Origin of the sequence: Butyrivibrio sp. MC2021, assembly GCF_000621605.1 — a bacterium.
Lineage (GTDB): Bacteria > Bacillota > Clostridia > Lachnospirales > Lachnospiraceae > Butyrivibrio.
Genome location: NZ_JHXX01000001.1, coordinates 158468 through 173930 on the forward strand (window position 1 = coordinate 158468; position 15463 = coordinate 173930).

The following is a 15463-nucleotide window of genomic DNA, read 5'->3' on the forward strand; positions in this document are numbered from 1 at the left end:
CTATGGAACCAGTTGAAATGGAAGGTGGCGGCACCTCCTTAATTGCCGATTTTACTGGAACGCAAAAAGCAGCTATTCTCCTGATCGCCCTCGGGCCGGAGAAATCATCTGCCATATTCAAACACCTTAAGGATGAAGAAATCGAAGAGCTCACTCTGGAAATAGCCAATACCAGAAGCGTTACTTCTCAGATAAAAGAGGCTGTTCTTGAGGAGTTCTACGGTGTGTGCCTTGCTCAGCAGTATATTGCGGAAGGTGGTATCACCTATGCGAAAGAGCTTCTTGAAAAAGCCCTCGGTGAAGATAAGGCTCTCGACGTTATCAGTAAGCTCACCGCATCTCTGCAGGTTAAGCCTTTCGAGTTTATCCGTAAGACTGAGCCTTCACAGATACTTACCTTCATTCAGGACGAGCACCCGCAGACTATCGCTCTTATTTTGTCCTACATGTCCCCGGCACAGAGTGCCCTTATCCTTTCAGCTATCCCGCCGGACAGACAGGCAGATGTTGCCAAACGTATAGCAGCCATGGACAGAACAAGTCCGGATACCATAAAGGAAGTAGAAAAAGTGCTTGAATCTAAGCTTTCTTCTCTTGTAAACCAGGATTATACAATCGTCGGTGGTGTAGACGCTGTAGTAGAGATCCTCAATACTGTCGATCGTGCTACAGAGAAACATATCATGGAGACTCTGGAAATCGAAGAGCCGGAGCTTGCCGACGAGATCAGAAAGAAGATGTTCGTATTCGAAGACGTACTTCTTCTGGACGACAGATCAATTCAGCGTGTGCTGCGTGAAGTTGAGAACGCTGACCTTGGTCTTGCTCTTAAGGGTGCAACCGAGAACGTTCAGACAGCTATCTTCAACAACCTGTCTAAGCGTCTTGCAGCTATGATCAAGGAAGATATGGACTTCATGGGACCTGTACGTATGAAGGATGTTGAAGAAGCACAGCAGAAGATCGTTAACGTTATCAGAAAGCTTGAGGATTCCGGCGAGATCGTAATCTCCAGAGGCGGAGGTGATGAGTTAGTTGTCTAATCTTTTTAAAGGAATGTTCGTAAACTACGATAACAGTGAAGCCAGGGTTATTGACAGTAACGAGCTTGCCAATAAAAAAATTGAAGCCGCCAAGGAAGCCGAGATTCGTCGTCAGCGTGCGCAGATGGCCCAGGAAGAGGGCTATGAAGAAGGCTATGAGGGAGAGAATTTCATCCCCGGAATTGAGATGGAACAGCTTTCTCAGCTCACTGAAGACCAGAGCATGCTGGGAGATTTTTCCGAACCTCAGGAACCAACTGACAATCAGTTTGACATGGAAGCCATGCAGGCTGAGATAGACTTTAAGCTTCAGCAGGCCCAGGAACAGGCTGACATGATCATTCAGCAGGCCCATGCAGATGCGGAGCAGTTCAGACAGCAGGCCATGGAGCAGGGCCGACAGGAAGGCTATGAGGCCGGCTATCAGGAGGGTGTTGCCGCAGCAGAGGCTCTCAAGGAAGAAATCGAGAACCAGCGAGGGGACCTTGAGAAGGAATATCAACAGATAGTTGATGAGCTTGAGCCTGAGATGGTGGATGTCATAACTCAGATTTATGAGCATGTTTTCAACGTGGACCTCAGGGAAGATAAAGAGATAATACTTCATCTTCTCAAGAGCACCTTATCCAGGATAGAGCCCGGAAATAACCTTATAGTGCACGTTTCCTCCGATGATTATGACGAGATAATGGATCACAAGGATGATATAGATGCTTGTATCACCTCACCAAATACCACCATGGAGATCATCGAGGATTCGCTTCTTAAGGAAAATGAGTGCATGATAGAATCGGACAGTGGTGTATTTGATTGCAGTCTTGGCGTGGAACTGTCTGAAGTATCCAGAAAACTGAAACTCCTTTCTTTTGACAGAAAGAAGAGATAATATGCTTAATTCTTCAATTGATCTGGGAAAATACAAAAAAATGCAAAACGCCCCATTTTATCGGATGTCCGGTAAAGTGGTCAATGTAATAGGCCTGACCATAGAGTCTGCAGGCCCTTCTGCCAAGCTTGGAGATATCTGTCTTATCTATCCCAAGAAAAAGGAAGACGATTCCTATACAGACAGAGTCGTTAGACCCTCAATGGCAGAGGTTGTAGGCTTTAAGGACAACCATGTCCAGCTGATGCCCTATGAGAATATCAGCGGAATCGGCAACGGAAGTATCGTCGAGAACACTGATTCACCCCTTAGAGTGAATGTGGGAGAGGGACTTCTTGGTAAGACCCTGGATGGTCTTGGCAGGATTGACGGAACCAGTTATGGTAAGGGCGTAGCCCTTGAAGGCGGTATTGCATATTCGGTTGAGAATCAGCCCCCGGATCCCATGACCAGGGATCCTATTTCTGATGTGTTATCCCTTGGTGTCAAGGCTGTTGACGGTCTTCTCACCGTTGGAAAGGGCCAGAGAATCGGAATCTTCGCGGGTTCCGGTGTTGGTAAATCTACACTTCTCGGTATGTTTGCCAGAAATACTCAGGCCGATATAAATGTTATTGCTCTTATAGGAGAGCGTGGAAGGGAAGTTCGTGAGTTCATTGAGCGAGATCTCGGAGAAGAAGGTATGAAGAGGTCCATCGTTGTCTGCGCAACTTCCGATAAGCCCGCCCTTGAGAGACTTAAGGCTGCCAAGACGGCAACCTCCATCGCGGAGTATTTCCGTGATAAGGGAAAAGATGTACTTCTTATGATGGATTCCCTTACCCGTTTTTCCATGGCCCAGAGAGAAATCGGTCTTGCCAGTGGAGAACCGCCTGTTTCCAGGGGATATCCGCCCAGTGTTTACGCTGAGATGCCCAAGCTCCTTGAGAGAGCCGGCAGATCAAGAAGAGGTTCCATCACAGGTCTTTACACCGTCCTTGTAGACGGTGATGACATGAACGAGCCTATTACCGATACAGCCCGTGGTATTCTGGACGGACATATTGTTCTTAACCGTAAGCTTGCCCAGAAGAATCATTATCCCGCTATAGACGTGCTGGCATCCATTTCCAGATGTATGTCCGCCATTGCGGATCCTGAGCACAAAAAGGCTGCCGGCAAGCTTAAGAACGTTCTTGCCACATATAACGACGCCGAGGATCTTATCAATATCGGTGCCTACAGGGCAGGGGCCAACAAGAACATTGACTATGCTGTATCCAAGATCGAGAGAGTAAATGCGTTTCTTTGTCAGGAAACGGACGAGAAGTTTTCCTTTGAACAGATAAGGGGCATGCTTCTTGACATTTTTAATGACTGATCCAGGGTAATTGCCTATGGCAAGATTTGTTTACAGAATGCAGAGCGTTCTGAATATCAAGCAAAAGACCGAAGGCCAGATCAAAATGGAATTTGCTGAGGCTCAGGCTGAGCTGAACAGGCAGATTGATATTCTGAACGAATATGTTGATAGAAAAGAGAAGTATCTTCTTGAGGCGGAGGAGCTGAGAAATGCTGAGGTTCTCAAGCTTCAGGACATACTGGACAATCAGTATGCCACAGCCCAGATGGATTCCATGATCGTATCTCAGCTTCGCAATGTTAAAAAGGCTGAGGGCGAAGTAGAAAAAGTAAGAGTCCGCCTGGCAAGAGCCATACAGGAGAGAAAAATGCAGGAGACCTTAAGAGACAGAGCCTATGCCGAGTATCTTGAGGAAGAAAAGCAGGAAGAAGCTAAAGAGACCGATCAGAGAACCAGCTTTACATATACAAAACGACAGAGAGAAAATGCATCGGAGGAATAAATGGCTGATTTAAAATCAATGGGGCAGGCACCGGAGGATCCGAAGGCTGCCAGAGCGAAATTAAAGGCCGATAAAAAAGAATATCAGAAAAAGCTCAAGGAGCAGCGAAAAGAGCAAAAGGAAAAAGCCCAGGAATTTGCCGACAGAACCGCTGAGATCAACGGTGATAATGCAGGCGGTTTTGCAACTATTGTTTTGACTTTCCTTATCGTTCTTATATGGCTGGCAATCATGGCCCTTCTTGTTAAGCTTGATGTGGGAGGCTTCGGTTCGGATATCCTGGCACCACTTATCAGAGATGTACCGTACCTTAATCTGATCCTGCCGGATAAAACAAAGGAGCAGGCGCAGACACAGACTGAAGATATATCAGATTACAGCTCTGAGGGTTCTTCCTCCGGGATCAGTAGCATAGAGGAAGCCAATGCATATATAAAAAAGCTTGAGAAGACTCTTCAGAGTGAGATGGAACAAAACAGCAGCTATGCTTCAACAATAGAAAAGCTGGAAGCAGAGGTGGCAAGACTCGAGCCCTTCGAGAAACAACAGAAGGAATTCTATGAGGAGAGAGCAAGTTTTTACAGCAGCATTGTTTACGGAGAGGGTTCTCCTGATCCGGCTGCATTTGCCTCTTATTATGAGATGATAGATCCTGAGACTGCAGAAAAAATCTACAAGCAGATCAAAATGGATGAGCTGGACGAAGCTGCCATTGAGGCATTTGCCAAGACCTATTCGGGAATGAAGGCCAAGCAGTGTGCAACTATTTTTGATGAAATGGTGGCTGAAAATCAGATTGAGCTTGTGGCAAGGATCCTTGCGCAGATGTCTGTGGAAAACAGAGGAGATGTCCTTGCAGCCATGGAGAAGGCTAACGCAGCCAAGCTGACACAGCTTCTTGAGCCCAATGCTCTTGAGCAGAAATCCACAAAAGTAACAGGTTGATTGATCATAATATAAGTTCAATATTCGGAAGCTCCGATGAAATAGTAAAACTATTTTGGCGGAGCTTTTTAATTGTTTATTCGGTCGGTTTTAATTGTATCGTCGGCAGGATGTGAGACAGCTCTTTTTTGACTTAAACAGCATCAATATTTTCGTCTGTATTTATCTGCCATCCGGTGCCATAATACTGACTTCGGTACTTCTTGGGCGTCATGCCGGTTTCTTCTCTGAAAATCTTAATGAAGTGACTCTGGGAAGAAAAAGAGAGATAGGAAGAAATCTCAACAAGTGAAATCTGGCTGTAGCGTAGCATGTTTTTGGCCTTATCTATCTTGGATTTCCGGATATAATCGCTGACGGATATATCCATTTCACTTTTGAATATCCTTGAGATATAGCTTACTGATTTGCCGATGTGGTCTGCTATATCCTCAATGGTTATTCTGTCTTTAATATGGGTATGAATGAAACTCAGGCTGTCAGAAACCGGTTTGGAAAGGGCTTTTGTCTTTTTTAGCTTGGCCATTTTCTTGGTATAGTCCTGGATCATCTTGTTGTGAAGAAGCTCAACCTCTTTTTCTGTCTGAATATAATCAAGCTGGCTTATATAGTAGTCGCTGAGCCTGAAGGCAACCTCCATATCCATTCCGCTGTCTATGCATATCCTTGACATGATGGCAGCTGTAACTACGAAATGATACTTAAGGTTAAGAACAGGGTATTTTGACAGAACTCCGACACCATCTTTATCAAGAAAGCGATGCTGTCTGCAGTTTTCCATGATGGCATCGATGTCTCCGCCTGCAACCTGGCTGTAGAACAGCAGCTCATCATTTTGCTGCCTGTGAACAAAATCTTCATCATTTCCTAAAATTTCATTGTTTGAAAAAATTCCGTAAGCCATAATAACATCCTTTTTGTCAAAATCATGTCTAGATTGTAACATAAAATGTCAAGAATATGTTATTTTTTCACTTCATTTGATATATGTTTCGTAAATCTGATGATAGTATATTCCATGTTCGAAAGAACAAATAATTGTTGTTTTGTACAAAAGGGAGAATGGGTATGAAGAAAAGATTTTTGAAAAGGGTACTGCCTGTAGCTATGTCCTTAGCTATGGCACTTAACATGACTGCATTCACACAGTCAGTTAAGGCAGAAGAAGAGCAGTCAGGCGATGACTACAGCCTGGTATGGTCAGAGGAGTTCGATGGGGATACTTTGAACACCGAAGACTGGAATGTTGAGGAGCATGAGCCCGGATGGGTTAATGCAGAGCTCCAGAGATATACAGCTCTTGATGAAGGTAATATTGAAGTAAGTGACGGATCACTGAAGATCAAGCCTCATGTTACAGGCGGTGAGACAAAGGAAGAGACCGGTGAGGAAGAACTTCCTGTAGAGATAGTTAAGTCAGATGTTGCATTTGATTTTACAGTTGCAGCAAATAAGGCAACTAATACCGGTGCTATTCAGGTTAATTTCGGTAAGATAGATGATACAGTTGAAGGTCAGGCTCCCGGAACAGTTCTTGTTTCAGACCTTTCACTTAAGGATGTTACAGAAGGTGCTGACAATGATGCAGAGCTTCTTACAACAGACTGGTATTTCGGAGCCAATGCACCAGGCAAGGGATCAATGGAATACACTGATGACGGAATGAAGGTTACAATCGTTGAGGCCGGTGAGGCTAACTGGAATCTTCAGATGCAGCAGTCAGGTGTAGTCCTTGAGGCAGGACATACCTACAGATTTTCACTGAAGGCAGCTGCTGATGTAGACAGAAAGGTTGAGCTTTCTGTTCTTGATCCTGACAACGGATATTACTGGTATGGCGGATCAGTTGCATCTCTTACAGCTACAGATTTCGGTGGAGCTCAGGGCGGCAGCACATCAACTGACAGACAGATCACATCAGGCCGTATCACAACCCAGGGCAAGCATGATTTCACATACGGTAGATTCGAGACAAGAGCCAAGGTTCCTGTTGGAAGAGGATTCCTTCCTGCATTCTGGCTCATGGCTACCAACGAGAGCTTCTATGGACAGTGGCCAAGATGCGGTGAGATCGACATCATGGAGGTTATGGGACAGAACGTTAACAAGTCCTATCACACAATCCACTATGGATACGATTCAACAACAGGCCACAAGGAGAACCAGGGAACCAAGGTTCAGAGCGATGTCAGCTACGCTGATGACTACCACACATTTGCAGTAGAGTGGGATCCCGGTCTTATCACATGGTATGTTGACGGTGAGAAGGTTTATGAGACCAATGACTGGTATACAGGAACTGATGATGACAATCAGATCACTTATCCCGCGCCTTTCGATCAGAATTTCTATATCATTCTGAACCTTGCAGTAGGCGGAAGCTGGGTAGGATATCCTGATAACAGTGTTTATGAGACAATGAATGACCAGCAGTTCGAAGTAGACTATGTAAGAGTTTATCAGAAGTCTGCTGAGCAATATGAGAGACTTGAGAACGAAGCAAAGAGACCTGAGAAGGAAGAGAAGACCTTCAGAAATGCTGATGAGACCGGCAACTTCGTAATCAACGGAGACTTTGCAGAGGCTATCACATTTGAAGACGCTGAAGGCGACAGAGATGACAACTTCAAGCTTCACCTCGAGAGCGATGCTGAGGGTACAGAATTCGGTATTGAAGACGGTGAGATCACAATCTTCCCTGCAACTGAGGGAACTCAGAACTACAGCATCCAGCTCAAGCAGCCCGGTATCCCTATGCACAAGGGCTGGGAATATGAACTTACCTTTGATGCATATTCTACAGAGGACAGAGATATCGTAGTTGATGTAGAAGGTCCCGACAGAGGATGGATCAGATATCTCCAGGATACAAATGTTTCACTTACAACTGAGAAGACCAATTATTCACTTTCATTTACAATGAATGAAAAGAGCGATACCAACGGATGCCTTGAGTTCAACCTTGGTAAGCTCGGAACTACAGCTCCTGTAGCTATTTCCAATATCAGACTTACACATAAGTCCGGCGAAGAGGTTAAGGAAGAAAACCTCAAGACCATCAGACCTGACGGCAACTACGTATACAACGGTTCCTTCGACCAGGGCGACAAGAGACTTGGCTACTGGGAGATCACTGAGGATGATGCTCAGTATGTAACAGTTGTTAATGCCGGTGGTAAGAGAGAACTTAAGGTTACTGTTCCTGAGGGAGAGACTGTTAAGGTAGCGCAGAGCGGCCTTGCTCCTTTCGCAAGAGGACAGTATGAGATCAGCTTTGACGTAAGATCAGAGGACGGAACAGGAAGCGTAGCAGTTGATGTAGCAGGTAACAGCTATGATGCTGCTGCAACAGCAGAAAATAAGAATTTTGCAAAGAAGTTTACTGTAACTGAGGACAAGGACAGAGATGCTTCATATGTAAGCTTCACATTTGATAAGGCAGGAACATATTTCATCGATAACGTATTCCTTGCAGAGGCAGCACTTATCAAGAACGGCTCCTTCAATGCAGGCCTTGCAGGCTTCACACCTTATGTTAACGAGGCAGTTAAGGCAACTTACGTAATCGACAGCATGAATGGCAATGACAATGCATTTGCCATCACCATCGAGGATACAGTTTCTGATACAGCAGACCTTGACTGGTATGTACAGCTCAACCAGGACGGTGTAACTCTTGAACAGGGCAAGACCTACAAGCTTTCCTTCAAGGCTAAGTCCAGCATTGAGAGAAATATCAAGTATTGCATGCAGGAGTTTGAGGGCAGCTGGACTAACTACAGCAACACCGGCTCAGTAGCAATCGGAAATGAGTACAAGACATTTGAGTCTGTATTTACAATGAATTCTCCTACAGATACCAAGGCAAGATTCAACATCACAATGGGATCTGTTGACGGAATCAGAATCACACAGAAGCATGATGTTTATATCGACGACATCGTACTTGAAGAAGTTGAGAACACAGAAGAGCCTGAGGATCCACAGCCTGAAGTACCTACACCTGAAGATCCTCAGCCCGAAGATCCACAGCCTGAAGATCCTCAGCCTGAGCAGCCTGCAGGAACCCTTGTAACAAAGTGGGGCTCAACCTACTATGTAGATGCTGACGGAAACAAGCTTAAGGGCTTCTATGATATCGATGGTTCTACATACTACTTCAAGGAAAAGAACGGAAGCATGGTTAAGAGTGCTTTCATCACCACTGAAGATGGCAAGTACTATGCACTTAAGGATGGTAAGATTGCCAAGAACATGAAGGTTACCAAGTATTCATTAGACTATGTCTTTGATGCAGAAGGAAAGCTTCTCATCGGCTTCTTAACCTTTGACGGACAGACCTACTACAGTAATGAAAAGGGTGCTATCCGCAAGTCAGCATGGATCAAGGTTGGCGATGACAAGTACTACGCTAAGTCAAACGGTATCCTTGCCCGCAGCGAAACAATCAAGAAATGGGGCAAGAAATATACCTTTGATGAGAATGGTAAGCTTATAAAATAATTTTCGCATATACCCCCCCCTTCGTCACCGGGAACGGATGTAAAATCCGTACCCGGTGATTTTTTATTTATGTGGTTAAGTATGGGTGAATTAATCCGATATATGTAATGTAGAATTATGGACTGATTATGTATATAGGCTGGATATACATAAAGGCCCACGCACCTTGAAAAAGGAGGATTTTATATGACAGGTACTACTGCAAATGTAGGTAAAATAGTTGCCTACATGACAGGGGCTACCGCCAATACTCCTTCCAATAATCCGAAATCCGATTCTTCAAAAGCGGCTGCAAGCTTTGACAATATCCTGAATCAGGTATCTGATACAGTGATGCAGACCAAAGCAGCTGACAATTCGAAGGACCAGAAACCATCTAACATGGCTGAGCAGATTCATGCCGGAAAAAAGAATCCGGTTGAGAAAACTGATAAGGCTAAAGAGATAGAAAAAAAGATTTCGGAGACTGACAAAAATTCCGGTGATAAAGGAGAACTTAAGAAAATAGGCGACAACACCGGTAAGGTCAGGAAAGAAGGAAATGTTGATACAGGCAAAGAGGTAAAGGAAGGCATTGAAGAAGCTGGAGAAGAGATAGCTGGTGAGATCACAAAGCTTCTTGATATCTCAGAGGAAGAAATTCTGAACGTTATGCAGATGCTGGGACTTACTTTCGCAGATCTTTTTAACCCCGAGAACTTACAACAGCTTGTAACAACAATAGGCGGACAGGACACGGCCCTTGATATAATTACAGATTCTGATATATATACTTCACTGCAGGACCTCATGGAGGGTGCGGAAAGTATGAAGAGCGAACTTATGAATGAGTTCGATTTATCGGAAGAGGATTTCGAACAGGTTATAAAAGAACCATCCTTTAAGGAAATACTTGATTCCAAAAATGTGGTTGAAAAGCCGGTTGAGGAAGATGTGCTAGATCCCAAAACCATAGTAAAGCATGAAGTAAATGCCAATGCAGCCACAACAGAAAAGGAAATCAAAGCACCACAGTCTGAGGGATTCAAAGATGTTCAGGTAGCTGAAGAGGAAGAGAAGATAACTGTAACCACCACTGAAAAGAGCGGTTCCGATACAGGTAAGCAGAACTTCCACAGCGAATCTGAATCTGCAAATCTTTTTAACCAGATTGTAAACAACATAGCGGAAGCGGTAAATACAGAGGCTCCGGAAGCTGTTACTTATACCGACAGGGCTCAGATGGAGAATATCGTAAGGCAGATCACCGAAAAGATAACCATTGCAGCCACAGAGGATAAGACCACAATGGAACTGCAGCTCCATCCCGCATCCCTTGGAAATGTAAATATCATGCTTACCAGCTCCAAGGAAGGCATAGTAGCCAAATTCACAGCCCAGAATCAGATCGTAAAAGAGGCTGTGGAGAGCCAGATGATTCAGCTTCAGCAAAAGTTCGATGAAGCAGGCATTAAGGTAACATCAATTGAAGTAACCATCGCATCCCATGCTTTTGAACAGAACCTTCAGCAACAGCAGGGACAGAATGAAGCCCAGGAAAATGCTAAAGGAAATAAAAAAGGTCTTCGAAGGATCAACCTGGTGGACATGGGAGAGGATGAAGAGGACAATTTGTCGGAAGCAGAGCGCATAGCAGCTCAAATGATGGCAATGAACGGTAATTCAATTGACTTTAGTGCATAAACAGGATTCAGGGATAACTCGCAGGAAGGAAATTCCTTCCTGCGGGATATGAAAAAAGGTGAAAGATATGGCAGATCAAAATTCAGTTAGTGCAATTGTAAAAAACGGCGAAGTAACCAATCTTGATAACTCTACCAAGAGTAAAAATGCCACTCCTGCCGGTTATGACAAGGATTCCTTCTTGCAGATCCTTGTGGCACAGATGAAATACCAGGATCCTTTGGAACCCACATCCAATACTGAGTATATCAACCAGTATGCGACCTTTACCCAGGTTGAGCAGCTCAGCAACATGGCCAACGCCATGAGCCTTTCAAGGGCTTCCGAGATGGTAGGAAAGACCGTAAGGATCACTCAGGTAAACGGTGATACCGGCGAAGCTTCGGTTATTGAGGGCGTTGTAGATTATGTAACCTTCAGCGGAAACAAGGCATATCTCAATATCAACGGTGAGAATTATTCCATCGATGATGTTACTGAAGTGCTTGATTCTGAATATACATCAGCAGTTAAGGCTGTTGAAGACTTCCAGAAGGCTATTGATAAGCTTCCTTCCAACCTTGATGACATCAATGAGGAAGAGCACGGTCTGACCATCGACACCATGTACAACTACTACATGAATCTGATGGATGAAAAGGCCCGCAATATGATGAATCCTAACTACGTAACAGCTCTTAAGCAGTATGTAGCAAGAATTGACGAGATCAGAGGCGACGAGTACAGAAGCTTTAAGTTAGAGGATTGATACTAAGAAAAGAAGATGGATGGAGGAATGCAGAGATGACTATCAATGATCATCGCTTTATGTCCATCGGGCAGGTCCAGGATCAGATCAAGACCGGTTCTGTCACTGAGGCAGCTAAAAAGAATACCAAGCAAAATCTTCCGGTAGGTGAAAATTCTTTTGCATCTATCCTAAATAAAGTGCGGGAAACTGCCGATAATAATGGTAGCAGCGAAGGATTAAAATTTTCCAAGCATGCTGCAAACAGACTTAATGACAGAGACATCGTTCTGACCCAGGATCAGATGGACAGACTTAACCAGGGAACTATAGAAGCAGGACAAAAAGGAATCAAGGATTCTCTTATAATTGTCGACCAGCTGGCTTTTATAGTGAACGTACCTAACCACACAGTGGTTACAGCAATGGATCAGACAGAGACTAAAAATAACATATTTACGAACATAGACGGTGCAGTGATTGTTTAAAAGATTGGCCCGAAGGACCGGAAAGGCAGAAGTTCCTGCCGGTGTTAGGAAATCTTCGCTACCTGACTGACAGATGGTAGCATCTAAAGATCAAGCAATTCACGCATTCGTCCAAAATCAAACGTTACACGTTTCTATTTTGATGGAGGACACAGCCTTATGATGAGATCACTTTATTCTGGTGTAGCAGGACTTAAGACCCACCAGACTAAGATGGACGTTATCGGTAACAACATTGCCAACGTTAACACAACATCTTTCAAATCACAGTCTATTACTTTTTCAGACCTTATGTACCAGACAACACAGAACGCATCCGGCGCTACTCTTACAAAGGGTGGTGTAAATGCCCGTCAGATCGGTCTTGGTGCAAAATCAGGTGCCATCAACACCGCAATCGAATCCCAGGGAGCAACCCAGACAACAAATAACCCCTTTGACCTTATGATCACAGGTAAGGCTTTCTTCGTTGTAAATAACGGAAAAGAAAACATGTACACAAGAGACGGTTCCTTCTACATTGACGGTGCCGGCAACCTTGCAATGCAGTCAAACGGTTACTTCGTAATGGGCTGGAACGCAGTAGAAGACCCCGAGACCGGTGAGATTTCAGTTAACAAGAACGGCGAGCTCTCAAATCTTCAGATCATGAGCGCCGATAATACCACATACAGCCCTGCATCCACAACTCAGGGACTTTTCAGCGGAAACCTTGACGACAACGATAAGAATATCAATTCCGATGAAGGTAAGACTGTTACTCTTGAGTTTTACGACAACAAGGGTTATCTCTACACCGGAAAATTCAACATTAAAGATACTGAGGATCCTAACGATCACATGTTTTCAATCCAGCTGATGGACATTCTTGATTCAAACGGAACATCCATCGGAACCGACAGATTAGCAAGTGTTAAATTCGGTGAAGTTGAGACCACTGACAATGATTTACTTGCTTTCAATAAAGAAAAGTACGAAGTTGAGACAGATCAGACAGCTGAAGTAACTACAGTTTATCTTCCTTCAGGATCAGCTCTTTTTAACGAAGCATTTGTTCCTCAGACCGGACAGCTTAAGGATATCTTATCAACGGCATACAGCAAAAAGGATTATGCTGGACTTCTTGAGACCTGCTACGGAATATCTGATAAGACACTCCTTAATCCTACAACAACTGAAGAGAAGGAAAAGTTCTCTGGTATTGCTACTACATCCACCTACAGCATAGCATCAGATGGATCCATTACTATTACAAGAAACTGGAGCGACGAATATCTATATCCCAATGACAATTTCAAGTACACCCCTAATGTGAATGCTAAAGCTAAGTATTATATTCCTAACGCTGCCAATGATGCTGTAGTGTACACTGCAATACCTGAAACAACAGAACCTACATCAGCAGCAGGTCTGTCCAAGAAAACTCTTGAGAATGTATTTGTACCTAAATTACAAGCTTATGCATCAGAAGCTTACAATTATGAATTTGAAGCCGGCTCAAGCAATGATAAGATTACTTTCTATGATAAAATAGCTTTGGCTACAAAAAAGACTTTGACAAATACAACAGGTTCACAGCTTCTTGCTTATAAGGATAATTTTACGGGACTTGATGCGATGGGATTTGATGAAACAACCACTGATGGTCTTAAATATACTTTTGATGGTAAGACACTGTATGTTGAATATCTTGAACAGGGTGATGCTGTTTTGTCTAAGTCTGGTGGCGGTGATAGTTCAATCACAGATTTAAATGAAACTTCCTTTACTTTAGATGGAACGACTTATAATTACACATATAATAAAGAAAATATTACTGCTGCACTTACAGCAATCAACGGGGGAACAGCTGTAAGCGAAGACACAGAATATTCAATCAGCAGCATGACTACAGCTTTAAATACATATTCAACCAGTGCTGATATCACAACAGAACCTGCAAGACAAAACTACTATATTGCGAAGAAATTTTTGACTGATCTTAAGACGGATTATGGTACTACTGCTGAAAAGTTCAAACTTCAGAATCTATCCGGAACACCTACAGTTATCGTATCAAGAGAACGAACAGATGCTGATATAGTTAAAAATTCTTTTACACTTCCTGCTAAAGCAACTGCAACAAGCAGTGGTTATTCTCTTGGAGTTCCGAATTATATTCTTTGGAATGGAACCGCGGCTGGTGACTACGGCTACTATTTTGACAGTAATGAGGCGGAGATTGATAAGTTTGATGAAGACATGCTTTCGACTGTATTTGGTATAGATACAAATAAATACTCTGATACAAATATTAAATACACTGTTAAGGTTGATTCTCAAAAGCTTACCATTTCATATTCAAAGCCTTCTGATCCAATCAGCATTAAATCTAATGATTACTATACTGACGGAAATGCAACAGACGGATATCAGATAAAGAATAAGAACAGAACAAGCAAGTATAAAAATCTTGATGGATCAGATGCTACAATTCCGATGTCAGGAAATATTAAGGATCTTCTTTCTACAGCTAAAACCAGATATGCAGGCGTTCTTAAGGATGTTTACGGGTTATCTGACAGTGATGCAAGACAGTATGGTACAGATGGTACATATAAGATTGATCCCACTGACGGAAGCATCAGACTTTCAACAGGTTCACAGACTGTAAGACTTACATTCGATCCAGCTACAGGTAAGATCATTTCAGCCAATGGAAATACAAACAACCAGAAGGTCAGCATGTACTTCGCAGAAGATGGAGAGTTCTATGAAGGAAACGAAGCTTTCGGTTTCCAGGTTAAGAACCCTAACGATAAGGACGAGCTTGCAAGAGAAGGAACCATCGAGCTTGATTTCTCAACAGTTACCAACTACAATACCAACGGTTCAGCAACTGTTAAGGCTGTAAAGGGCGACAAGCAGTCCCTCAATACAGGACGTGCGGTAGGTGAGATGAATGGTGTTACCGTATCAACCGACGGTCAGATCTACGCAACCTATTCAAACGGACAGACCAAGCTTCTTGGCCAGATCGCATCAGCAGAATTTGCCAATGCATCAGGTCTTATGAAGGAAGGAGATAACCTCTATAAGTCAACTCTTAACTCCGGCGAGGCAACAATCCAGGATATTACCACAGACGGTGGCTACATGAGCACCGGCGTTCTGGAGATGTCAAACGTAGACCTTTCTTCACAGTTTACAGAGATGATCACAACACAGCGTGGATTCCAGGCTAACTCCAGAATCATCACCGTATCCGACACACTTCTTGAGGAACTTACAAACCTGAAGAGATAATCCAATGTTTTTCTAAATATCAAAAGAAGCTATATGTCTCGGCATATAGCTTCTTTTTT

11 protein-coding genes are annotated in these 15463 nt (G+C 43.6%); 10 read left to right on the plus strand and 1 reads right to left on the minus strand.

Annotated features, from left to right (window positions below):
* The first annotated feature begins 2 nt into the window (after nucleotides 1–2).
* The 5 genes from fliG to T359_RS18840 are packed head-to-tail and all read left to right on the plus strand — an operon-like array spanning nucleotide 3 to nucleotide 4718.
* Nucleotides 3–1043, plus strand: coding sequence for a flagellar motor switch protein FliG (fliG, locus tag T359_RS0100600; protein ID WP_242839017.1), 1041 nt, complete (start codon nucleotides 3–5; stop codon nucleotides 1041–1043).
* Nucleotides 1036–1929, plus strand: a complete 894-nt coding sequence (locus tag T359_RS0100605; protein WP_026515783.1) for a FliH/SctL family protein — start codon at nucleotides 1036–1038, stop codon at nucleotides 1927–1929. The genes fliG and T359_RS0100605 overlap by 8 nt, the downstream gene beginning before the upstream one ends.
* Before the next feature lies 1 nt (nucleotide 1930).
* Entirely contained in the window at nucleotides 1931–3289 is a 1359-nt protein-coding gene (gene fliI / locus T359_RS0100610) for a flagellar protein export ATPase FliI (RefSeq protein ID WP_026515784.1), read from the plus strand.
* A 16-nt stretch (nucleotides 3290–3305) separates the two neighbouring features.
* Complete coding sequence (fliJ, locus tag T359_RS0100615) at nucleotides 3306–3773, plus strand: flagellar export protein FliJ (protein WP_026515785.1); 468 nt, start codon at nucleotides 3306–3308, stop codon at nucleotides 3771–3773.
* The gene (locus tag T359_RS18840; RefSeq protein WP_051544832.1) at nucleotides 3774–4718 is read left to right on the plus strand and encodes a hypothetical protein; all 945 of its coding nucleotides are present in this window, start codon (nucleotides 3774–3776) and stop codon (nucleotides 4716–4718) included.
* 133 nt (nucleotides 4719–4851) lie between these two features.
* On the opposite strand, the gene T359_RS0100625 is transcribed toward T359_RS18840, so the two are convergent.
* Complete coding sequence (locus tag T359_RS0100625) at nucleotides 4852–5622, minus strand: helix-turn-helix transcriptional regulator (protein ID WP_026515786.1); 771 nt, start codon at nucleotides 5620–5622, stop codon at nucleotides 4852–4854.
* Nucleotides 5623–5786: 164 nt separating this feature from the next.
* Between T359_RS0100625 and T359_RS21200 the strand changes: the two genes are divergently transcribed.
* From T359_RS21200 to T359_RS22935, 5 genes are all read left to right on the plus strand, one after another.
* Entirely contained in the window at nucleotides 5787–9221 is a 3435-nt protein-coding gene (locus tag T359_RS21200; RefSeq protein ID WP_051544833.1) for a carbohydrate binding domain-containing protein, read from the plus strand.
* Between the two features lie 186 nt (nucleotides 9222–9407).
* On the plus strand, nucleotides 9408–10904 hold the full coding sequence (locus T359_RS0100635; protein ID WP_026515787.1) for a flagellar hook-length control protein FliK: 1497 nt from the start codon (nucleotides 9408–9410) through the stop codon (nucleotides 10902–10904).
* 67 nt (nucleotides 10905–10971) lie between these two features.
* Nucleotides 10972–11652: a flagellar hook capping FlgD N-terminal domain-containing protein gene (locus T359_RS21205; RefSeq protein ID WP_051544834.1), complete on the plus strand. Its 681-nt coding sequence runs from the start codon at nucleotides 10972–10974 to the stop codon at nucleotides 11650–11652.
* A gap of 35 nt (nucleotides 11653–11687) precedes the next feature.
* Nucleotides 11688–12119 carry a TIGR02530 family flagellar biosynthesis protein gene (locus tag T359_RS0100645; protein WP_026515788.1) on the plus strand — a complete coding sequence of 144 codons (432 nt, stop codon included), beginning with the start codon at nucleotides 11688–11690 and terminating at the stop codon, nucleotides 12117–12119.
* Nucleotides 12120–12278: 159 nt separating this feature from the next.
* Entirely contained in the window at nucleotides 12279–15404 is a 3126-nt protein-coding gene (locus T359_RS22935; protein ID WP_051544835.1) for a flagellar hook-basal body complex protein, read from the plus strand.
* Nucleotides 15405–15463: the final 59 nt, after the last annotated feature.